19 protein-coding genes are annotated in these 22,225 nt (G+C 48.7%); 13 read left to right on the plus strand and 6 right to left on the minus strand.

Annotation, left to right across the window (positions count from 1 at the left end):
• Window positions 1–194: 194 nt before the first annotated feature.
• Together ACSHWX_RS09580 and ACSHWX_RS09585 are read left to right on the plus strand one after the other, a co-directional pair.
• Complete coding sequence (locus tag ACSHWX_RS09580; protein WP_435667988.1) at window positions 195–4,109, plus strand: OmpA family protein; 3,915 nt, start codon at window positions 195–197, stop codon at window positions 4,107–4,109.
• Between the two features lie 171 nt (window positions 4,110–4,280).
• The gene (locus ACSHWX_RS09585) at window positions 4,281–4,979 is read left to right on the plus strand and encodes a hypothetical protein (RefSeq protein ID WP_435667989.1); all 699 of its coding nucleotides are present in this window, start codon (window positions 4,281–4,283) and stop codon (window positions 4,977–4,979) included.
• Between the two features lie 62 nt (window positions 4,980–5,041).
• On the opposite strand, the gene ACSHWX_RS09590 is transcribed toward ACSHWX_RS09585, so the two are convergent.
• Together ACSHWX_RS09590 and ACSHWX_RS09595 are read right to left on the minus strand one after the other, a co-directional pair.
• On the minus strand, window positions 5,042–5,968 hold the full coding sequence (locus ACSHWX_RS09590) for an alpha/beta fold hydrolase (RefSeq protein ID WP_435667990.1): 927 nt from the start codon (window positions 5,966–5,968) through the stop codon (window positions 5,042–5,044).
• Window positions 5,969–6,025: 57 nt separating this feature from the next.
• On the minus strand, window positions 6,026–8,074 hold the full coding sequence (locus tag ACSHWX_RS09595) for a lytic transglycosylase domain-containing protein (protein WP_435667991.1): 2,049 nt from the start codon (window positions 8,072–8,074) through the stop codon (window positions 6,026–6,028).
• Window positions 8,075–8,350: 276 nt separating this feature from the next.
• On the opposite strand from ACSHWX_RS09595, the gene dapA reads away from it, so the two are divergent.
• Both dapA and smpB read left to right on the plus strand, forming a co-directional pair.
• Window positions 8,351–9,226, plus strand: coding sequence for a 4-hydroxy-tetrahydrodipicolinate synthase (gene dapA, locus ACSHWX_RS09600; RefSeq protein WP_435667992.1), 876 nt, complete (start codon window positions 8,351–8,353; stop codon window positions 9,224–9,226).
• Window positions 9,227–9,231: 5 nt separating this feature from the next.
• Entirely contained in the window at window positions 9,232–9,714 is a 483-nt protein-coding gene (smpB, locus tag ACSHWX_RS09605) for an SsrA-binding protein SmpB (RefSeq protein WP_435667993.1), read from the plus strand.
• Between the two features lie 6 nt (window positions 9,715–9,720).
• Here smpB and ACSHWX_RS09610 read toward each other — a convergent pair whose 3' ends face one another.
• Together ACSHWX_RS09610 and ACSHWX_RS09615 are read right to left on the minus strand one after the other, a co-directional pair.
• Window positions 9,721–10,326 carry a uracil-DNA glycosylase gene (locus ACSHWX_RS09610; RefSeq protein ID WP_435667994.1) on the minus strand — a complete coding sequence of 202 codons (606 nt, stop codon included), beginning with the start codon at window positions 10,324–10,326 and terminating at the stop codon, window positions 9,721–9,723.
• 46 nt (window positions 10,327–10,372) lie between these two features.
• Window positions 10,373–10,927: an NYN domain-containing protein gene (locus ACSHWX_RS09615; protein ID WP_435667995.1), complete on the minus strand. Its 555-nt coding sequence runs from the start codon at window positions 10,925–10,927 to the stop codon at window positions 10,373–10,375.
• A 277-nt stretch (window positions 10,928–11,204) separates the two neighbouring features.
• Between ACSHWX_RS09615 and rpoZ the strand changes: the two genes are divergently transcribed.
• The 9 genes from rpoZ to parC all read left to right on the plus strand — a co-directional run bounded on the left by rpoZ (window position 11,205) and on the right by parC (window position 20,431).
• Window positions 11,205–11,576, plus strand: a complete 372-nt coding sequence (gene rpoZ / locus ACSHWX_RS09620; RefSeq protein ID WP_435667996.1) for a DNA-directed RNA polymerase subunit omega — start codon at window positions 11,205–11,207, stop codon at window positions 11,574–11,576.
• A 105-nt stretch (window positions 11,577–11,681) separates the two neighbouring features.
• A complete protein-coding gene (locus ACSHWX_RS09625) occupies window positions 11,682–13,970 on the plus strand; it encodes a RelA/SpoT family protein (protein WP_435667997.1) in 2,289 nt (762 codons plus the stop codon).
• A complete protein-coding gene (pyrE, locus tag ACSHWX_RS09630; protein WP_435667998.1) occupies window positions 13,967–14,551 on the plus strand; it encodes an orotate phosphoribosyltransferase in 585 nt (194 codons plus the stop codon). Before ACSHWX_RS09625 ends, pyrE begins: the two co-directional genes overlap by 4 nt.
• 15 nt (window positions 14,552–14,566) lie before the next feature.
• Window positions 14,567–14,965: a holo-ACP synthase gene (acpS, locus tag ACSHWX_RS09635; RefSeq protein WP_435667999.1), complete on the plus strand. Its 399-nt coding sequence runs from the start codon at window positions 14,567–14,569 to the stop codon at window positions 14,963–14,965.
• 49 nt (window positions 14,966–15,014) lie between these two features.
• The gene (lepB, locus tag ACSHWX_RS09640) at window positions 15,015–15,791 is read left to right on the plus strand and encodes a signal peptidase I (RefSeq protein ID WP_435668000.1); all 777 of its coding nucleotides are present in this window, start codon (window positions 15,015–15,017) and stop codon (window positions 15,789–15,791) included.
• Window positions 15,788–16,498: a ribonuclease III gene (rnc, locus tag ACSHWX_RS09645; RefSeq protein WP_435668001.1), complete on the plus strand. Its 711-nt coding sequence runs from the start codon at window positions 15,788–15,790 to the stop codon at window positions 16,496–16,498. Before lepB ends, rnc begins: the two co-directional genes overlap by 4 nt.
• Entirely contained in the window at window positions 16,488–17,399 is a 912-nt protein-coding gene (gene era, locus ACSHWX_RS09650; RefSeq protein WP_435668002.1) for a GTPase Era, read from the plus strand. The genes rnc and era overlap by 11 nt, the downstream gene beginning before the upstream one ends.
• A 7-nt stretch (window positions 17,400–17,406) precedes the next feature.
• Window positions 17,407–18,129 carry a DNA repair protein RecO gene (gene recO, locus ACSHWX_RS09655; RefSeq protein WP_435668003.1) on the plus strand — a complete coding sequence of 241 codons (723 nt, stop codon included), beginning with the start codon at window positions 17,407–17,409 and terminating at the stop codon, window positions 18,127–18,129.
• A gap of 55 nt (window positions 18,130–18,184) precedes the next feature.
• Complete coding sequence (gene parC / locus ACSHWX_RS09660; protein WP_435668004.1) at window positions 18,185–20,431, plus strand: DNA topoisomerase IV subunit A; 2,247 nt, start codon at window positions 18,185–18,187, stop codon at window positions 20,429–20,431.
• Here parC and ACSHWX_RS09665 read toward each other — a convergent pair.
• Window positions 20,428–21,429: an endonuclease/exonuclease/phosphatase family protein gene (locus ACSHWX_RS09665; protein WP_435668005.1), complete on the minus strand. Its 1,002-nt coding sequence runs from the start codon at window positions 21,427–21,429 to the stop codon at window positions 20,428–20,430. The two genes, parC and ACSHWX_RS09665, sit on opposite strands and share 4 nt — an antisense overlap.
• Before the next feature lie 13 nt (window positions 21,430–21,442).
• Complete coding sequence (locus ACSHWX_RS09670; RefSeq protein WP_435668006.1) at window positions 21,443–22,201, minus strand: arginyltransferase; 759 nt, start codon at window positions 22,199–22,201, stop codon at window positions 21,443–21,445.
• Between the last annotated feature and the right edge of the window lie 24 nt (window positions 22,202–22,225).

The following is a 22,225-nucleotide window of genomic DNA, read 5'->3' on the forward strand; positions in this document are numbered from 1 at the left end:
GGGAACCGAACACGAAATTGTTGACAGTCCACTTGATTGTCAGAAAATGCTGGTACGAAAAGTATTTGTGCTTAAGATTCTTTCCCAACCGAATGTGTCAACAAGTTAAGCGGGCGGCGGCTTGATTGATACAGAACTGCACCAGCTGCGGTAAATTGTACGAATTTGATGCGCCCAGCGGAGTAGCTTGCCAAATGGGATCGATAAAACGTGTGAAATGGTTCACTCTGCTGATTGCGGGGGTGCTAACCATTGGTGTGGGCAGTGCTGTAGCTGTTTGGCAAACACAGGCATATGTTGAAGCCGAACTCAACGCTGGCGTCAGCGAAAAGCTCCACAAGTTTGGGCATAAATGGACTAGCGTCGATGTTGTGGGCCGCGATGTCACAATTTCTGGTCTAAGCACCAACACTGCTGAAATTGATGAAATCACCAAACTTGTAGCCGCGCATAATGGTGTTCGTAGTGTCAGTTTAGATATTCAAGTTGCACCAAAGATGGAGCCCTTCAAACTCTCGCTTTCCCAAGACGGCAAGTCTCGTTCAATGGTTGGCGGTATGCCAAATGATCACGTGACCAAACAAGTCACAGATTGGTTTGGAGAGGGCGACGTGTCTTTGGCGTTGGCGTCAGGCAGCCCCAGACCAAGTGATTGGCGCGATGCAAGTCAGTTTGCAATTCGGCTGTTGCAGCATTTTGATCAGGGCAATGTAGAAGTTGAAGGCCTGACCGTTTCCATGGCGGGACGGGCTAAAGACCATGACGCCTACCACACTCTTGATGTTGTGTTTGGGGCTGGGTTTCCGGACAATTTGGTGCGTGGCAGTGGTGAGATTATTCCGCCGCTCGTAGCTCCGTATGAGCTGTCAGGTCAAAAAAGCTCGCAAGGTAATTTGTCTCTTGAAGGAAATGTTCACTCACAGCCAGCAAAAGCAGAATTAAGGGAAGCTGGGTTAGACGTTGCAAACTTACAAATCAGTTCAGGCGCACCGAAAGACTTTGAGAACTCTTTGGGTTTGCTCGTGAAATCGCTTGATGAGCTTTTGAATGGCGAATTCTCGATCTCTGATGACCGCATACAAATTCAAGGTGAAGTGCCGAACTTTGAGGTTTATGACGATGTTAGCGGGTTGGGTGACCAACTGGGTGCATTCAATGTAACGGTAAATCTCGAGAGGCCAGTAATCCAGCCATTTACATTGAAGCTTGAGTTGCGCGATCAACAAATGGTTGTTTCGGGGTATGTGCCCAGCGAAGAAGGTTTGGCCAAACTGCAAATGGCATCAATGCCAGTAGACGTGTCTAAAGTCAGAGTAGCCCGCGGTGCGCCAGAGCAATTTGAAACTGCCACCGAAATGTTAGTGGATGCATTAGGCCATTTATATGATGGTGCTTCGGCAGAGATCGAAGATCAAAAAATTGTTGTGCAAGGAAAAGCAATTACACCGCAGGACTTTTTGGCGCTCCAAGAAAAGTTTGGCACCCAAATCCCGGACGGATATGACCTCGCCATAGCCAGCATCGAACTGCCGACCGTGTCGCCATATTCCTGGTCTCTGACCAAAGAGACGACAGATCGAGTTCGGATGGCCGGATATTCGCCATCAAAACAATTCAACTCCCAAGTTTTGCAGCAGCTTAATGGCGTTAAGTTGATGGATGAGACTTTGCCAGCCATCGGGCAACCGGCTGAATTTGAAACGGTAGCAATTGCGAGCGCCGCTGCTTCAAACCATATGGTTGAAGGGCAGGTAATCCTGAATGATGGGCAATGGTCCCTTGCTTCGACGATTGCCAATAAAGAGATGAAAAACAACATCTTTACAGAGTTTTCTAATAAAGGGATTAAAGTTGAAAGTTGGCAAGCCCAATTCACAGAACTAGCGCCACCTGTAGCAAAACCGTATCGATTTAGTGCCGTTTGGACCAATGAAGCTGAATTTTCGTTTGATGGTTATGTGCCAAATGAAGATCTGCAATTGCTTCTTTTGGGCATGGGCACTTCAAACGTCAGCCTAGCGAGTGGCGAACCTGATCGTTTTGAAGAAATCGCCAATATTGGCATTTCTGCACTTCAACAATTGGAAGAAGGTGAGTTTGGTTTTGACGGCGAACGTTGGCATATTTCGGGTACGGCAACCGATACGCAAACAGTAGAAAAAATCAAAAATGACCTAGGCGATTTTACGGCTGATGGTTCCGGTTGGACCATTGAGTTGACTGCGCGGATTGTTCCGGTGGTCCCATATATTTGGTCCGCACAGAAATCCAAAGACGCCGACATTGTCGTCAGTGGTTATGCACCGGAACAGGCTGTGATCGACGAATGGATGGCATTGCCCAATGTATCTGGGCAACCAAAAATTGGTGTTGGTGCGCCTGACGAGTTTCAATCCCGTGCGAACGTTGCGCTAAGTAGTTTGCAGGAACTAGAAACAGGACGCGCCAGTCTTTCTGGGAATACCTGGTCGCTGATTGGTCGTGCTAAATCTGATCAAGCCCTTGAAAATATGATGAAAATTTTGACGCCGTTCAGCTCGTCATTCCGACTGGATGTTCATGTTGTACAACCGATAGACCAACTCATCTTTTCAGCCGAACAGACAGAAAACGGTCTAATATCATATACCGGATATTTGGATGACCCCTTGTCGTGGAAGAAAACGCCGGACAATAGAGCGCTGTTCATTGGAAAAGTAATTGAAGAGCGTGAGCCATTTGTCGCACGGATCGAAAACGGTCTAGCCGCCGTCCAGATGTTAAACTTCGGACGCCTTTCGTATGATGGGACCGCTTGGAAAATTGAAGGTGAGGTCGCTGACAAAGCGATTGCAGCGGCGGTGAAACTAACGCTCGGTGACGACGAAGATCCTGTTTGGATGGTGAACTTGTCCAACGCAGAAGTCAAAGCGAAAGCAAAAGCCGAAGCGGACGAGAAGGAACGTATGGAAGCAGAAGCCAAAGCGAAGGCTGATGCAGAGGAAAGTGCGCGCATTGAAGCTGAAACAAAAGCAATAGCCGCCGAAGAAGCAAGATTGGAAGCCGAAGCCAGGGCTAAGGCAGAGGCAGAGGCTGAGGCTGAAGAGAAGTTGCGCTTGGAGGCTGAAACGCAGGCAATAGCTGCCGAAAAGGCAAGGCTGGAAGCTGAAGCAAAAGCAAAGGCAAAAGCCGAGGCAGAAGTGCAGGCAGAAGCCGCAGCGCAGGCAGAAACTGAGGCTAAGGAAAAGGCCGAAACCGAAGAGAAGTTACGCCTGGAGGCTGAAGCAAACGCCGAGGAAAAATCACGTTTGGAATCTGAGGCCAAGGCAAAAGCCCAGGCTGAGGAAAATGCGCGTTTAGGAGCTGAAGCCAAGGCAAAAGCTGAAGCGGACGAAAAAGCGAAGCAAAGCGAAATCGGTCTCAATTTTACGTGGAGCGCGAAGAAGGCTGGCTCTGGTTTTGAAATGCTTGGCAACGTGCCTGACCCAAGTGCGCGTTACAGCTTGCAGCTAGCAGTTGGTGCAGCGGAAACTCCGTCGCTTGACGTTGCAGCTGGTGCGCCTGATCGATTTTTATCAAATGCGCTTACCGGCATATTGGCATTAGAACATTTGGACGAGGGTGAAGTTACCTACAGCAAAGGGGCGTGGGAATTGTCTGGTGCGACAAGTGATTTTGTTTCAAGAGACAAATCATTGGCCAGCCTAACAACCTCTCCGGGCGATTGGGTGGTCAACATCAAAACGCCGCCAGCACATTTGATATGTGGTGAGATAATCGCTGATTTGGTTAAGCAGAAAGCGATTTCGTTTCAGAGCGGCAGCGCGAAACTAGACAATGCATCGACAAATACATTGGGTGAAATTGCAAAGAACTTACAAATTTGTCCCAAAACATTCGTAGAGGTCGAAGGCCATACAGACTCTGACGGCCCCGCCGACGCAAATTTAACGCTTTCGGTGATGCGTGCGGAGCGTGTGGTAGATGAATTGGTCGAGCTTGGCGTGGATGCTGGCCGTATCTTTGCAATCGGTTACGGGGAAAGCCTTCCCATTGCATCAAACGATAACAGAGCTGGAAAAAAAGAGAACCGGCGCATAGTATTTGCAGTGCGCGAGGCTGTAGAGTAGGGTTTGCCCACAAGGGGAGGTACACATGTTTTTTGAAACCATTGGATTTCTAATTTCTCAATATTGGCTATATTTGGCCATCGCTTTGGCGATCGGAATTCTAACCGGTTGGATGAGTTATGCGTCCGAAGATAAACTATAAATGCTGCTGACTGAACGAGGGAAACTGGTATGAATGCACCACATCTAATTGAAATTGCGCTGCTAATGCTGGCAGCATTTCTTATCGGTTGTTTAATCGGATATTTTTTGCGCCGTTTGATGGGCGGTAACGCCCCTGCATCATCTCCATCAAATCAGGCAACGGCCGCTTCCAGTTCTGTTGACAGCACGGTTGAGAAAACCAGCACCACAACGACCACCGACACCAAAGCTACAGCAAAAAAGGCTCCAGCAGCCAAAAAACCAGTAGCCAAAAAGGTCGCGCCAGCAAAGTCGTCGGCTTCAAAAGTTGCAACTGCTAAACCTGCGGCCACTAAACCTGCTGCAGCGCGCAAGACTGCGCCTAAAAGCACAGCGATGGCGAAAAAAGCGACTGCACCAAAGGCTGCCGCTAAACCTACTTCGGCGACCAAACCAGCGGCTGCTAAGAAACCAACCGCAGCAAAAGCAACGGTGGCAACTGACGGCAAACCAGCGACCTTAACGGCTCCAAAAGGTGGCAAGAAGGACGATCTAAAAACAATCAAGGGTGTGGGACCCAAGATTGAAGGCACCTTGAATAGCATGGGCATATATCACTATGACCAAGTCGCTTCATGGGGTGTTAAAGAGGTGAAGTGGGTTGATGAGGAACTGTCTTTTAAAGGTCGAATAGACCGCGAAAAGTGGGTTTCTCAAGCCAAGCAATTGGCCAAAGACGCAACATAGTCAATCAACTTCAAGTTTCGATTTTGAACAGTTTGGGCCGGAACCTTTTGGGGTTTCGGCCTTTATTTTCCGAGAGCTCGTTTATTGGTGTGCAGCACAAATTCAGCGATTGTGCCCATTTCATCTGGCTGCTCAAATAAAGCGGGCGACCCTTCACCTTCAATTTCAAGCGAGATCGCATCTGGCCTGCGGGTTAGCATATGTTGGTACACATCGGCACGTAACAAGTCAGTGTTGCGTGTACGCATGAGCAGCATCGGCGTTTGGGCAAGGCTGTCAAATAACGCCCAATTGGCGGTCAGCACGTCATCATTATCAAACGCATCAAGACGCTCCAATAGACGCCAGTCAAAGCGCGGCTCAAGCCGCTTTTTCTTTTTGTTCCATATGTGTGTGCGTCCGGCAATGCTGTCCAACTTGCCGCTTCCCAGCGCCGGATAATCCACACCGATTATACGACGAAGAGCGGCAATTGCTTCGTCCTCATTTCGGATTTTTGATAGAAACTTCAAGTTGTTGCGCAACCTTACCAAGCCCTGGGCACTGATGAGCGCCCCCGCGTCGCATAGTATCGTGCCTGCAATAATGCCTGGTGCTTTTGGACCAAGTGCCATGATCACATTGCCACCATGTGCTTGGCCAAACCAGATCGCGCGATGAACGTTCAATATCTTGCAAAGTTCTGCCATATCAACGGCGTCGTCTAGCGTCGAATATTCTTCAGATTTGGGTGCAATTTGTGACTTGCCACGGCCAATCAGATCAACGCGAATGATTGGCCACTTAGATCGGGCAAACTCTGAGAACTTGTCGGCAAAAGCAAAGAAGTCCGACATGTTGCGATGATAGCCTGCAATGCAAATGATGGGCAACTTTGATTTGTCGTCAAAGTCTCCGCTGGTGCGCACGGCCAATTGCCGTGCGCCGGATCGCACGCTGATCATTCTTAGTTCGCTGCGTTCTTGGCGAATGCTTTGTTCAAGATCCATAATGATCGCTATACCAAGTCCACGTAATATTGAACAGCGCGAACACCAAAACTAGTCTCAATAAATACTACGTAAGAATTTCGCCATTTGAAGGCGATTGTCGCCTAAGCGAAGTTTATAAATTTGGTAGTTTCCAAGCACCTTTTGAACGTAGCCGCGTGTTTCGGTAAACGGAATAAGCTCAATCCAAACGACCGGGTCAATCGACGGGCTGCGTGGATCACCATAGGCTTTGAGCCATTTGTTCACATTGCCGGCGCCCGCATTATATGCGGCTGCGGCCAACACTAATGACCCATCATAGCGTTTTAGCTGCGCCTTTAAATATGTTGAACCGAGCAAGGCATTGTAAGATGGATCAGTTGTGAGCTTTGATTTCGAATAAGAAATCCCAAGCTTTCCAGCTGTTTCCTTCGCGGTGCCAGGCATCAATTGCATCAACCCGCGCGCGCCTGCATGGCTTATCGCTGTTCGGTTGAACTTACTTTCTTGCCGGGCAATTGCATATACAGCAGCATTGTCGACATCGGCCAATTTATGGCGAGGGAGACCGTCCTTAGGGAATGCAAACAGGTCCAGACCGACGCCTCTGCTGTTTGCGACATCTGACATCAAAATGGCCAGGTCATGTGCTTCAATATCTTGGGCCAGTCGTGCGGCCAGCAACATTTCGCCAGCTTCTTTTACTTGATAGATTAAACGACGGGTGAGGGGGCGCGCAAAACTATACGTCTTGTTTGCACCAAACAAACGAATGGCACGAACAATTTCACGCTGGTTGAACACTGCTTCGTTTTGCTGCCAGCTGGGCATGCCGCGTAATCCAACTGTTTTTTTGCCCAATCGAACCATGGCCAATTGACCATAATAATATTGGTTGAACTTTGCAGCTTGTTGGAAGTGCGCGTTCGACTGCGATGTTTGTCCCATTTTAGCATAGGCGCGGCCAAGCCAATATTGCGCTTTCGAAGCGCTTGTGGCGATGGTTGACATGCTTGCCATTTTTTTAAAGTGCTTCACGGCGGTTGGCGCATCGCCCAAAAACGACAACGCAATCCATCCAGCATGGAAATTAGAGTCAACCAATCTGCCTTCCGGGCCATTCGTGTATCCAGCTGCTGCCTGGTAGGCGATTGCTGGTTTGTTATAGGCAAGCAGTTTGCGCGTGAGGGTTCGCCGTTCATACCACCACAAATGGGCTTCTGGCAGTGCGCCTGATGCTTTGTTAAGCTCTTTTACGGCTGCGCTAATTGCGCCATTGTCGCTTAAACGTTGCGCATTCGCATAAAAATATAGCGGGTGATTGCGATAACTGGGATCGACACGGTCCAACAAGGAAACCGCGTTCTTTTGCTTACGCGAAACGGCAATGCGGGCAACAACTAAACTGCGTTGTGCTGATGATAAGCGATTCATGATGCGCTCAGCACCACGCGCTCTGTCGTGCATCAACAAGCGCTGCGTGCGCTTCCAATGGTCGTCTCTTGTTAATTGGCGGCTGTAGCGCGCCAAAAGGTCAGCTTCAACAGCCCTCGTTAAAAAGTTGTTGGTCCAAACGGATTTAATAATCCGACCTGCACGTTCAACCTGCCCATCTTTGGCGTAAGCGTCGGCAAGAGCAATTTGCGCGGTAAGGGTATAGGGCATTGCGCCACCCAATAGCGAAATAGCTGTCTGTTTGTCTTGCTTAGATTTCGTCAGCGATTGTTCTATGCGGGTCTTAAATGTCTTTGTGCTGGCAAAATGGGGCGCATCTGCCTGAAACCGCAATACGGTGTTGTGATCGATTGCGCCATTGCCAAAATAAATACTGGCCCACTGAATGGTACGTCGTTCAACATTATCGGCAATTGCTCGCGCTGCGCTGTAGGCGTCAACATAATTGCCGCGTTCCAACGCGCTCAAGGCGTTCTGAAACCGCTGGCTGCCCTTCACCGAAGCTGTTGATGTGGCGGTGGCGCTAATTGAACTCGTGACCGTGTTGTCAATTTTTTGCTGAGCGAACGCGTTAGAACTCAGCGTGAGCAATGTTCCCAAGCTGATGCCAGCCAAGATTTTAGCAAGAAACGCGTTTTTGTTACGAAATATTGGGCGGTCCATAATCATTATTTAGATCCGTTTGATGTACGCAAAACAAAATTCAACAATTGTGCGACCCCCATCGCACAATCTCGGAAATCATAATTCATTAAGGTGAATGATCGGTTTAGAAGCATGTAAAAACGCACCAAATTTGGATTTGTCGACTTGCGGCCATATTCAACTGCGATTATGTTCGTTAACTCCGGCACATTCAGGTTCAAATTGCGGAAATTATTTGACCTTTTGGTGACAACATGTTGTCAACAGTGCCTATTGATTTGAGTGAGAAGGGAAATGACGATGTTTCGTGGTTCTATTACAGCGTTGATCACGCCATTTCGCGATGGTGTAGTTGATGAGCCTGCATTTTCCCGTTTCGTAGACTGGCAAATAGAGGAGGGCACCAATGGTCTTGTACCTATGGGTACAACCGGTGAGTCCCCTACTGTTAGCCATGCCGAACACGAGCGGGTAATTGAGATCTGTGTTGAAACCACAAACAAACGGGTGCCGGTGATTGCCGGTGCCGGGTCCAATTCCACTAAAGAGGCCATCGGATTCGCAAAATTTGCTCAAAAAGTAGGTGCAGACGCTATTCTAACTGTGTCGCCCTATTACAATAAGCCAAATCAAGATGGCTTGTTCGCGCATTTCGCTGCGATTGCCAATTCCACCGACTTGCCGGTTTTTCTCTACAACATTCCAGGCCGCTCAATCGTCGATATCTCTATTGATACGATGGTACGCTTGCGCAAAGAGTGTCCAAATATTGTTGGTGTCAAAGACGCAACAGCAGATATGGCGCGGGCATCTTTGCAGCGCCATTATTTGGATGACAATTTCATTCAATTGACCGGAGATGATCTCTCAGCGCTCGGTTTTATGGCGCATGGTGGGCAAGGCTGCATTTCGGTTACGTCAAATGTTGCCCCAAAGCTGTGCAATGAGATGCAAGAAGCCTGTTTAAGCGGCGATTTTGCTAAAGCATTATCGGTGCAAGACAAATTGGCACCACTGCACTCGGCTCTATTCAAAGATCCGAACCCAGTGCCCGTGAAGTATGTCGCATCACGTCTAGGGCTTTGCGAGCCGGACGTTAGGCTTCCTTTGGTATCGATTTCTGACAGCACGAGAGCTGAAGTCGATGCAGCGCTAGAACATGCGGGTTTAATATAGCCCAAATGGCGCCGAAAAAGAAAAAAGACAAAGCAATATCGGGTCTGGTGGCGGAAAACCGTCGGGCTCGTTATGACTATGAAATCCTTGATACAATCGAAGCCGGGATCATGTTGCAAGGCACCGAAGTTAAGTCACTTCGCAATGGCAAAGCACAAATCACGGAAAGCTATGCCACACCAGAAAACGGTGAGATTTGGCTGATCAACGCCCATATTCCAGAATATCTGCAAGCAAACCGCTACAATCACCATGAGCGCCGCAAGCGGAAACTTCTTTTGTCGAAAAAAGAAATGAACCGCCTCATGGGTGCCGTTGAAAGAAACGGCAACACCATTGTTCCTCTAAAACTCTATTTCAACGATCGTGGAATGGCGAAGCTATTGATCGCCCTGGCCAAAGGCAAACAGTCCCACGACAAACGCCAAACAGAGCGAGATCGCGACTGGGCGCGTCAAAAGTCACGCGTGATGAAAGATCACGGCTAAGCCGCTCTAACCGTCAATAATTTGCCTAGCCCGTGCAAAAATGTCCTCAAACATTTCTTCAGTAAGCACCTTCGTGTTCGTATTGTATCGAGAGCAGTGATAGCTATCGATGAGCAAAGAGCCGTTCGGCAGACGATGTTCATTGCCGTGACCAAAGGGATGGTCTTTTTTCTTCACGCCAAAAACGGTCAAAAACGAATTGTGGGCAATGCCCCCAAGCGCAACCACAATTTGAACAGAACTGTTTTGCTCAATTGTTGCCTCAAGGAATGGGCGGCAATTACTGATTTCTGCGCCAATTGGTTTGTTTTCCGGTGGAACACAGCGCACGGCATTGACGATTATCGCATCAACTAGCTTTAAACCATCATCAGATGATTGGCCGTACTCGCCCTGCGCGAAGCCGAATTTTACCAGTGTTTGATACAATAAATCACCGGCCCAATCGCCCGTGAAGGGGCGTCCCGTTCGGTTTGCGCCGCGTAAACCGGGCGCGAGACCGACAATCATCAGATTTGGTGCGGGCGCACTCCAATTGGGAACTGGCCCATTGTGCCAGTCCGGAAATTTCTCGCGCGCGCCATTGCGAAACTGAACGAGCCGCGGGCACAATTGGCAATCCAAAGGCGGGTTGGTTTCAGTCAAAGGAGTTAGAGACCTATTTATCTGGCGTTTTTGCGCTCTCAGCTGGGTCACGACCAACTGACTTAGCAAGATCTGCAATATCCATGAAATAATCAGCCTGACGACGTAAGTCGTCCGAAATCATGGGAGATGCAGTTGCTTTTGTGGAAACTACAGTCACCTTTTTACCGCGCTTTTGTAGCGCTGCAACAAGGGCCGTAAAATCGCCATCGCCAGAGAACAAAACAAGATGATCATAATGATCAGACAAATCGAGAGCATCGATTGTAATTTCGATGTCCATATTGCCTTTAATCTTGCGGCGTCCCTGAAAGTCCACAAATTCTTTTGCGGGCTTGGTGACAACTGTGTAACCGTTATAATCCAACCAGTCGATAAGGGGGCGAATGGAGGAGTATTCTTGGTCTTCCACAAGCGCGGTATAATAATACGCGCGCAACAAATATGCTTGGCTTTGGAATTCAGCCAACATACGACGATAATCTAATTCTGCGCCCAATGCCTTTGCAGTAGCATATAGATTGGCACCGTCCATAAATAGGACAATTTTTTCACTCGGATCAAACATTCAGCAAATTTGCCTTACTCTACGTCAACAAGCAATTATGGCTTGTTATTTTTGACATAATATTACGATATGACTCAGTATTATGCCTATAATTTCGCGATTAATAGCATTTTTGCCACACAAATCACATTACTTTGGTTCAACCGAGTTAATAAATCAAAAAACACGAATATGTCGATGATTAATATTCGAACAATGCGGGGTAAATTTGGACCTTGTAAAAAGCTTGTACCTGTTGTAAGCACGGCGACCTATACTTAGTTTTGGAGAAGTCACTTTGGCACGCGTCACAGTTGAAGATTGCATCGAAAAAATTCCAAACCGTTTTGAGCTTGTCCTTTTGGCATCTCATCGCGCACGTTTGATCTCATCCGGTTCGCAAATTACGGTTAGCCGTGACAATGACAAAAACCCGGTTGTCTCGCTTCGCGAAATCGGCGACGGCACAATTTCTGCTGGTGACCTAAAAGAAGACTTGATCCATTCTCTTCAAAAATATGTGGAAGTTGATGAGCCGGAAGCAGACACTGCTCCGCTTATCGAAAGCCGCACAGATAGCGACGAGGGTATGGTCTTTGATACAATGAGTGAAGAAGAGCTTCTTCGCGGTATCGAAGGTTTGGCGCCCCCAGAACGGCGCGACGATTAGTCTTGCATCGCAGGGCTACAAACCGTTAGATTTTAAGGCGTCGGTTTCGACGCCTTTTTTATGCACTAAGTTCAACCAAATTTTTGCGGAGCAGCGCTAAAAGCCATGATGCGTCAATATGAGCTTGTCGAGCTCGTGCAAGCTTACAACCCCAAAGCTGATGAAGCCTTGTTAAACAAGGCTTATGTCTATGGCATGCGCAAGCATGGCGCACAAACCCGTGCATCCGGTGATCCCTATTTCGCGCATCCCTTGGAGGTTGCAGCGATCCTCACCGAATTGCATTTGGACGATGCCACAATTGCAGTGGCGCTTTTGCACGACACAATTGAGGACACGGACGCAACACGGGCTGAAATTGATCAACTCTTTGGCTCTGAGATTGGGGCGATTGTTGAAGGTCTCACCAAGATCGATCGACTAAATCTGACATCGCGCGAAGAGGCGCAAGCCGAAAACCTTCGAAAACTGCTGCTGGCGATCTCCGAAGATGTGCGGGTGTTGTTGGTTAAACTGGCGGATCGCTTACACAATATGCGCACGCTCGGGTTTGTGCCAGAACACAAGCGTAAACGCATAGCTCAAGAAACAATGGAAATTTATGCGCCTTTGGCAGGGCGTATGGGGATGCAAGATTTGCGGTCAGAGTTGGAAGATCTTTCCTTTAAGACCCTGCACCCAGAGCATCATGCTGCCATTTCTGAGCGTTTGGCTGACTACGAAGAAGAAAACAGACAAGTTGTAGATGAAATTCGCATGGAGTTGGCCGCGCGATTCGTTGAAGAGGGCATACTTGCCGACGTTACAACACGGTTGAAAGCACCATTTTCGATTTTTAAGAAAATGGAGCGCAAGTCCATTGGTCTGGAACAACTATCTGATATTATCGGTTTTCGCGTGGTGGTTGATGATGTCGCTAAATGTTATCAGGCACTTGGCGTTGTCCACACCACATGGTCGGTCGTTCCCGGACGATTTAAAGACTACATTTCCACACCCAAACAAAATGACTATCGCTCAATCCACACAACCATTGTTGGGCCGCGACGCCAACGGGTTGAGTTGCAATTGCGCACCAGGGAAATGCACCGAATTGCAGAGCTCGGCATTGCCGCCCACGCCCTTTATAAAGAAGGCATCTCGGGCGATATGGGGCGACTTGAGCAAGAGAGCCGGGCATATGGATGGCTGCGGTCAACAATTGCGCACCTTACCGAAGGGGAAAATCCGCAAGAATTTTTGGAGCACACCAAGCTTGAACTGTTTCAGGATCAGGTCTTTTGCTTCACACCCAACGGGCGTCTGATCGCCTTGCCGCGCGGCGCGTCATCCATCGATTTCGCCTACGCAGTGCATACCGATATCGGCGACACCTGCGTTGGCTGCAAGGTCAATGGCACAATTATGCCGTTGAACACCCAATTGCGTAACGGTGATGAAGTCGAAATCGTCCGTGACCCCGAGCACAGCCCGCCACCCAATTGGGAAAATATTGCCATAACGGGGAAAGCCCGTGCTGCAATACGACGCTCCCTGCGCAACGCATCGCAAGAGCGCGCACATTCGTTAGGGCAACAAATTTATGAAGCAATTTTGGAGCGCGAGACAATTGTTCTTGATGTAAAAGAGAGCAAATTGTTGTTGTCAGCCCTTAATTTAGCTTCGCAGCGTCAATTGTTTATTGCATTGGGTGAAGCAACGCTGTCCGGGGACGATCTCGTTCGGCAGATGGACACAATAAGAGGCGCGGAGAAGGGCAAGAAACGCAAGCCGATGGGGCTGCGTGTTGGCACATCAGCTGACGGATGGTTTTCTCTCGCCCAAGGGCCTGGATTTAAGTTCCGAGTGCCCGGAGGGCAAAATGTGCCTGAAAGTGTCTCGCGGACATTTTCCAGCTTGGACTTTACAACTCCAGTAAAAAAGGCTGCTGAAGGCATCGTGCCCGGAGATCGTCTAGTGGGCATATTACCTTCGGATGGCATCCTTACGATCTATCCAATAGGGTCTGAGGCATTGCCAGCTTATCACGATCAAAAAGTGCTTTGGATCGATGTCTTATGGGACATCGCGGACGATGACATGTCAACTTACAGCGCCATTCTAGCGATTCAATCAGTCAATAAACCGGGCATTTTGGCACAAGTAACCTCATCAATTGCTGCAACGGGAGCCAACATCTCGAATTTACTTTCGCGTTCTGCGACGGTTGATTTCAACGAAATGTTGTTCCAATTGGAGTTGGTTGATATCACGCAGCTAAATGATGTCATTGCCACGCTCACACGTATTGTTGGTGTATCCAAAGTTGTTCGCGCCAGCGCCGCAGAAGCTGAAATTGTTGAGAACATGAGTGATCAATATCAACAATTGGAAATAGAGGAGAATAAGGGATGAACCAAGAAGAAGTTTTAGCGGTTTTTCGGTCGTGTGGGGCAATATTGGAAGGCCATTTTATTCTGTCCTCTGGCCTACGTTCGCCAACATTCTTGCAAAAACAACGCGTGTTCATGCATGCCGATAAAGCTGAAATTCTTTGCAAAGCGTTGGCCGAGAAAATCGTAGCGCAAGGATTTGGCGATGTATCTCAAATCGTCTCACCGGCAATCGGCGGCATTATTCCCGGCTACGAAACCTCTCGTCACCTTAAAAAGCCTGCGATTTTCACCGAGCGCGTGAATGGCAAATTTGAACTGCGCCGGGGCTTTGAAATTGAACCGGGCGAAAAAGTAATTGTTGTTGAAGACATTGTTTCAACCGGCCTTTCGATCAGGGAGTGCGTTGAGTGCTTAACTGACCTTGGGGCTGAAGTTGTTGCAGCTGCATGTCTTGTTGACCGCTCAGATGGTGAGGCGGATATCGGCGTGCCGTTGGTCGCTTTGACCGGGTTCAAAGTACCTGCATATGCGCCAGATGATTTACCCCCAGAATTGGCGGCAATACCGGCTGTAAAGCCAGGTAGTCGCGGTCTTAAATAGGGTAGGTGCAAAAATATGATCATCGGGATGGGCAACGATATTTGTGAGATCGCAAGGGTGGAAAAAACACTAGAGCGTCACAGTGAGCGCTTCACCATGCGTTGCTTTACCGAAATTGAGCGCACTAAATCCGATCGCCGCAAACAACGCGCTGCAAGTTATGCCAAGCGTTTTGCCGCCAAAGAGGCGTGTGCTAAGGCCCTTGGGACTGGCATGTCACATGGGGTTTTCTGGCGCGATATTGGGGTTGTCAATTTGCCGTCGGGCAAACCAACGCTTAAGTTGACCAACGGCGCCCTAAAAGCGCTGCAAAGACTTGTGCCAGAGGGCCATAATCCCCACATTCATATTTCGATAACTGACGATAACGGCATGGCGCAGGCATTTGTTATCATTGAAGCTCTTGAAGTTTGACAAAAATCCGTTGATAAGACGCCATCAACCACCAGACAAGCAGGACCAAATGGCCGGAAAAATTGAGAACAAGCTTGATGCCAATGGCAAGCCCACGGCCAAAAGTGAAATTTGGGAAACGATTGTTATTCTCGTGCAAGCACTTGCTATTGCACTGATTTTCCGTAGCTTTTTGTTTCAGCCATTTTCAATCCCAACCGCATCGTTGCAGTCAAATGTGATGATCGGTGACTATATTTTGGCGTCGAAATACACCTATGGTTATTCCAAATACTCGTTCCCGTTCGAAATTATTCCCTTTAGCGGTCGGATATTTGGTCGAGCACCAGAGCGTGGAGAAATCGCCGTTTTCCGCCCCGTGCCGCAAACAGTTGATTATGTGAAGCGCGTAATCGGTTTGCCCGGTGACACAATTCAGATGAAAAAAGGCGTGCTGCATATTAACGGCACAGCCGTACAAAAAGAACGCGTTGGCACAATTATCGATACGGACAGTCGCGGCGACTCGCTTGAAATGATTCAATATCGTGAAACGTTGCCGAGCGGCGTGAGCTATCTTGTTCAAGAGTTTTCCGATACGCGCCCATTCGACGAGACAAGCGTTTATACCGTGCCAGATGGTCATTACTTTATGATGGGTGACAATAGAGACCGCTCATTGGATAGCCGTTCATTGCAAACCGTCGGTTATGTGCCGTTGGAAAATTTCATTGGTAAGGCTGAGGTACGGTTCTTCTCCATAAAAGACAACATCAATCCTTGGCAGGTTTGGCGCTGGCCGGGCAATGTTCGCCTAGAGCGCATGTTCCAATCCGTCTACCAATGAACACAAGAAACCGTACAATAGACGAGCTGGAACGACGAACTGGGCACCAGTTCAAAGATAGATCGCTGTTAACGCGATCTATCACGCATTCTAGCGCAGTTGCGCCCACCAGACGTACCGAGAACTCATACCAACGGTTAGAGTTTTTGGGCGACCGGGTTTTGGGGCTTGTTGTTGCTGACAGATTGTTGCGCGACAATGTTGGCGCCAACGAGGGTGGTTTGTCTCGCGCGCTTAATTCAGTTGTTCGTAAGGAAAGTTGCGCGGATGTTGCGCGTAAACTTGATGTCGGACCTGCGCTCATTATGGGGCAAAGCGAAGCGAAGTCCGGTGGCGCACAAAAAGAAGCTATTCTTGGCGATGTTTGCGAGGCGATTATTGGCGCGCTCTATGTGGATGGTGGTATCGAGGTTGCTCGAACATTCATCGAAAAACATTTTGCAAAATACATTAAAGGCGGCACCGATGGCCGTGGCGATGCGAAAACCAGTTTGCAGGAATGGGCCCAATCAAAAAGCCTAAGCCTTCCTGTTTACGTTGAGGTTTTGCGCGAAGGGCCCGACCACGCACCTGAATTTACAATTGAAGTACAAATTGAAAAACATGTTTCAGCAACTGCGATGGGCAAGTCGAAGAAGTTTGCTGAACATGAAGCGGCCATGAATTTTTTAATCCGCGAAGGCATTTGGAGCGAAGATGACGAATAACCACCCCCTTGATACCAGATGCGGATTTGTCGCGTTGGTCGGGGCACCCAATGCAGGTAAATCAACACTGCTAAATGCGTTGGTTGGCACTAAAGTGTCGATTGTAACGCACAAGGCGCAAACCACACGGGCGCAAGTGCGCGGTGTTGTTACCCTTGAGAAAAACCAAATCATCTTTGTTGATACACCAGGTATTTTTCTCCCAAAACGTCGTCTAGACCGCGCAATGGTTCAATCGGCGTGGAACGGCGTTGGCGACGCAGATATGGTCGCGCTGATCATTGATGCGAAGCGCGGCATTGTTGACGAAGTTGAACGTTTGCTGGATGGTCTTAAAGATTACAATCAGCGCAAAGTGCTTGTGCTCAATAAAATCGACCAGATCGATCACGAAAAACTGCTTGAGTTGTCAAAGACACTGAACGAAAAAGTTGATTTCGATCAGACCTTCATGGTTTCAGCGCTAAAGGGCCACGGCGTAAAAGATTTTGTGAATTTTTGTGGTGAACAAATGCCAGTTGACCATTGGCATTTCCCAGAAGATCATTTGACCGACCTTACTATGGCGCTTACCGCTGCAGAAGTGACGCGGGAAAAACTGTTTTTGCGTATCCATGAAGAGATACCTTATGGCGCGACTGTTGAAACCGAGAGTTTTAAAACGCAAAAAGACGGCTCAATCCGCATCCAACAAATAATTTACGTGGCTCGCGACGGGCACAAGAAAATTATTTTGGGTAAAAACGGCCAAGCGATTAAGGCAATCGGGGCTGAGTCACGCAAAGAACTCATGGAAATGTTTGATGTCAAAATACATCTGTTCCTGTTCATCAAAGTTCGTGAAAAATGGGGCGATGACCCATCTCGCTATCGGGAAATGGGACTTGAATTCCCCAAATAGGTCTTAAATGGAGTGGCGTGACGAAGGTCTTATTCTTGGCACCAGAAAACATGGCGAAAATGCCGTGATTGTGGAAGCTATGACCGTTGAACACGGCCGTCACATGGGTTTGGTTCGCGGTGGTCGCTCTCGACGTTTCGCTGCGCTTTTACAGGCAGGAAATAGTGTCGAATTGTCTTGGCGCGCGCGTCTAGAAAACCATTTGGGTTCATATACGGTCGAAGCACTTTCGTTGCGCGCTGCGGCGCTGATGCAAACACGCGAACGCCTTTCATTGAGCCAACTGATTTGTGAACATTTACGCGCATTGCCAGAGCGAGATCCGCATCCGCGTTTGCTGGCCGAAGCCACCGCAATGCACGACATTGAAGCAAGCGGATATATCCTTGGATCTGCGCTGGCAAAATTCGAAATGCGTTTGCTTAATGAATTGGGTTTTGGGATCGACATTAAAAGCTGCGCTTTGACCGGAGAAGAAACGGGTCTGGCCTATATCTCTCCAAAAACCGGACGAGCGGTGACCCACGAGGCAGCGCAACCCTATTTGTCCAAGCTCATGAAATTGCCCTCGCTGTTCGGCGGAATATTAGAATTGAGCGAAAAAGCTGAACTTGAAGCCGCATTTGCGCTAACAGAGCATTTTTTAAACATGCATATTTGGTCGCCGCGCCAATTATCCCCACCTTCTATGCGACAACGGCTGATCAAAACCCTATGTGAAGGGCTATAATCAGTTGAGTGATTCGATTTAACTGATCCATTTCTAAAGCGTAACGAGGCAATCTATGGGCGATCAGCAGCCCCCAGACGACAGTGGTCAACTTCCAGTACTAAAACTCAAGTCAGCGCTTGAAGAGCGTTATTTGAACTATGCGCTGTCGACTATTACTCAACGGGCTTTGCCGGATGTAAGGGACGGGCTTAAACCTGTTCACAGACGAATTTTGCACGCCATGCGTTTGCTTAAGCTCGAACCGGGGCAGGGATATAAAAAGTCATCTCGTGTCGTCGGTGACGTTATCGGTAAGTTCCACCCACACGGTGATCAATCTGTCTATGACGCTCTGGTGCGTTTGGCGCAGGATTTTGCAGTTCGTTATCCGCTTGTTGACGGCCAAGGAAACTTTGGTAACATCGACGGCGATAGCGCGGCTGCGATGCGGTACACCGAAGCGCGATTGACCGACGTTGCTGGTCGCTTACTCGAGGGTATCACAGAAGACGCCGTTGATTTTCGCGACACATATGATGGCGAAGACAACGAACCGGTTGTTCTTCCCTCCAATTTTCCCAATCTCTTGGCAAATGGCTCAAGCGGCATTGCGGTTGGGATGGCGACGTCTATCCCGCCGCACAATGTTGCTGAATTGTGTGACGCGGCACTTCATCTGATCAAAACGCCGAATGCGCGGACTGAAACCTTGGTCAATTATGTAAAAGGTCCAGATTTCCCAACCGGCGGCATTTTGATTGATGGCGAACAGTCAATCATCAACGCCTACGAAACGGGACGCGGGGCATTCAGATGTCGTGCGCGTTGGGAAAGTGAAGATACCGGTCGCGGCGGATATCAAATCGTTATCACCGAAGTTCCTTATCAGGTGCCGAAAGCGCGGTTGGTTGAAAAAATTGCTGACCTGCTGATCGCTAAGCGCTTGCCACTATTGCGCGACGTACGAGACGAGTCCGACGAAAATGTGCGTCTGGTGTTGGAGCCGAAATCTCGCGTTGTTGACCCCATTATGTTGATGGAGTCCATGTTCAAGCTCACCGATCTTGAAAGTCGGATTTCACTCAACCTCAACGTATTGACCAAAGGCGCGGTGCCCCGCGTTCTTGGCCTTGGCGATACACTTCGTGAATGGCTAGATCACCGCAAAGAAGTGCTGGTCAGACGTTCAAATCATCGATTGCGCCATATCGAACATCGCCTGAATGTTCTAAGTGGTTATTTGATTGCTTACCTCAATCTAGACGAGGTCATCCGCATTATCCGTCAAGAAGACAATGCGAAATCGTCGCTGATGGCTGCATTCAATCTGAATGATGTGCAAGCTGAAGCCATCCTCAATATGCGCTTGCGGGCATTGCGCAAACTCGAAGAAGTTGAAATTCGCACGGAATTCGACGGTTTGACCGTTGAAAAGGCAAAAATTGAAGAGCTTTTGGGCTCTGATCCTCAGCAATGGCAGGTAATTTCGACACAGATTAGAGACCTTCGGAAAGCCTACGGTCAAGACACCAAAATTGGTCGTCGTCGTACGACGTTCGAGGATGCCCCCGTGGCCAATCTGGAAGACATCCAAACCGCAATGATTGAGCGGGAGCCGGTGACCATTATCCTATCGGAAAAAGGCTGGATTAGAGCGCTTAAAGGGCACACGACTGATATTGAAGGTTTAACGTTCAAAACTGACGACCGGATAAAGACGTGGGCACACGCTCAAACGACAGACAAATTGTTCCTTGTGGCAACAAACGGCAAGGTCTTCACACTGCTTGCGGATAAACTGCCGGGCGGGCGAGGGCATGGTGAACCTGTTCGTATTCTGATCGATTTGGAAGAAAGTGCCGACATTTTAGACCTTTGTGTCCATGTACCAGGAACAAAACGCATGATTGCATCTGACATTGGCAACGGGTTTGTTGTTGGTGAAGAAGCCATGATCGCCAATACGCGCAAGGGCAAGCAGGTGCTTAATGTTACGGGCGAACAAGAAGCTAAGATTTTCGTTAAAGCTGAAGGCGATATGGTCGCTGTGATCGGCCAAAATCGCAAGCTGCTTGTGTTCTCAAGAGATCAGTTGCCTGAAATGGGACGTGGAAAAGGCGTCCGTTTGCAGCGTTACAAAGACGGTGGGGTTTCTGACGTTAAACTCTTCAACGCTGAGGACGGTCTAACTTGGACAGATAGCTCCGGAAGGACTTACACCAAAAAGGGTGAAGAACTTCTGGAATGGCAGGGTGAACGCGCCCAAGCTGGACGACAGCCGCCAACCGGTTTCCCGCGCAACAACAAGTTCAAAGGCTAGTTGAGTTCGCCAGAATAGATTTGAAAGTCGATCACCAACGGATAATGATCAGAACCACCATTGGCGCCGCGGTGCCAATTGGTGGGTTTTATATGACTTGATGCAAGAATGTGATCCAACTGCAGCCAAGCTGGCATTGGAACAGGGTGAGTTGGTGGCGCAGGCCAAGTCGGCATCAGCCAAACGGCGCGCTTAAGTTTGCTCTGATCCACCAAGTTTTTAAATGAATATGAAAACGGTGTTGAGTTGAAGTCACCCCCAAACAATGTCGGCCCTGACTGAGCCAAGATCACATTTACTACCGTTTGCATCTGTTCGCGTTGCCGCCCAGCAGGAATTGGCCAATCAAAATGGGTGGTTATCACATTAAACGGAATCTCATCTTGAACTTGAACAGCGATTATCGAAGTGCGTTGTTTGGTACTCAGCTTGTCGATGCAATTGTGTCCTGGTAACTCTTTGAGCGGCAGTTTTGAATAAATGCCAAGGAATGACCTTTTCCCGCCTTGGCAATGAACACTATAGGGGAACAGAACCGTTAAGCGTTCCTCGAGTTCTCCCCTATGCCAGCGCCAATATTCCTGCATCAGTAAAACGTCCGGATTTTCGTCTTTAATGCTGGCAAATAGACCTTCAATGTCTTCGTTCTTTGCATAAATGTTGAACGTCATCAGCCGTTTAGTATTTTCGATTTGGGTCAGTTGAGGAGTTTGCCGAATGGCGCCAACAATTTCTGGGACAGTCACAAGACAAGAGGCAATAAACCCAGTTGCGCTTACGCTCAGCATTAGGCCCCGAAACGGCTGCCGGTGCGCAAATATTGCAGATGTGACAAACAGAACTAACGTGACCGGAAAGATGACAGGCTGGAAATGGTTGAAAACATCCAGCGGCCAAAAAGCAAAGGCCAGAAAACCAGCAATCGCCGCCAGTGAGACAAAAAAAGCGCCGCTCGAAAACAAGAACAGAAAAATGGGCTTAAGTCGCTTAATGATCACAGGCGAAACAGTCTCATTTCTGCCCGGTTGGGGCGTCGTCTAACAATTGCCAGCGATCCCCGTTTCCAAGGATTTCCAACGGTTGAAAGGAACTTTTATAGGTCATTTTAGGCGAATTTTTGACCCAATATCCCAAATACAAAAACGGCAGGCCCAATCGACGAGACCGCTCTATTTGGTCCAACACCATAAACCGCCCAAGACTGCGTCGATGGGCTTCCGTATCGAAAAAGCTATAGACCATCGAAATGCCGTCCGGCAGAAGATCAGTAAGGGCTAACCCCACAAGAGGGCCATCGTCCTGATCCAAATCAGTTCGAATACGGTATTCTACAACCATTGACTGAACAGGCGTGTCTTCCAGCATAAACTCATAATCAATATGTGACATTTCCGACATGCCACCATCTTGATGCCGCGTTTTTAGGTAGCGTTTGAACAAAGCGTACTGTTCTTGTGTCGCTACGGGGTCAACTGGCGTACCAACAATATCTGCATTCTTTCGCCAGATTCGGCGTTGATTGGCGTTGCGCTCGAAGTCGTCAACCAGAACGCGTGCAGATTGACAAGCATCGCAACCTTCGCAGGCCGGACGATAAGCGATGTTTTGGCTGCGTCGAAATCCGTGCAAACTCAACATATCATGCAAGTCCCCGGCGCGTTTGCCGGCCAAGTGGGTGAATAGCTTGCGTTCAAATTTTCCCGGCAAATAGGGGCAGGGCGTTTCGGCGGTCAAATAAAACTGCAAATCTGACGGGCTATGTTCAGTCATTGCATGCTTATTCGCCAGTTTCCC

The sequence above is a fragment of the Maritalea sp. genome (genome assembly GCF_051251695.1).
Lineage (GTDB): Bacteria > Pseudomonadota > Alphaproteobacteria > Rhizobiales > Devosiaceae > Maritalea.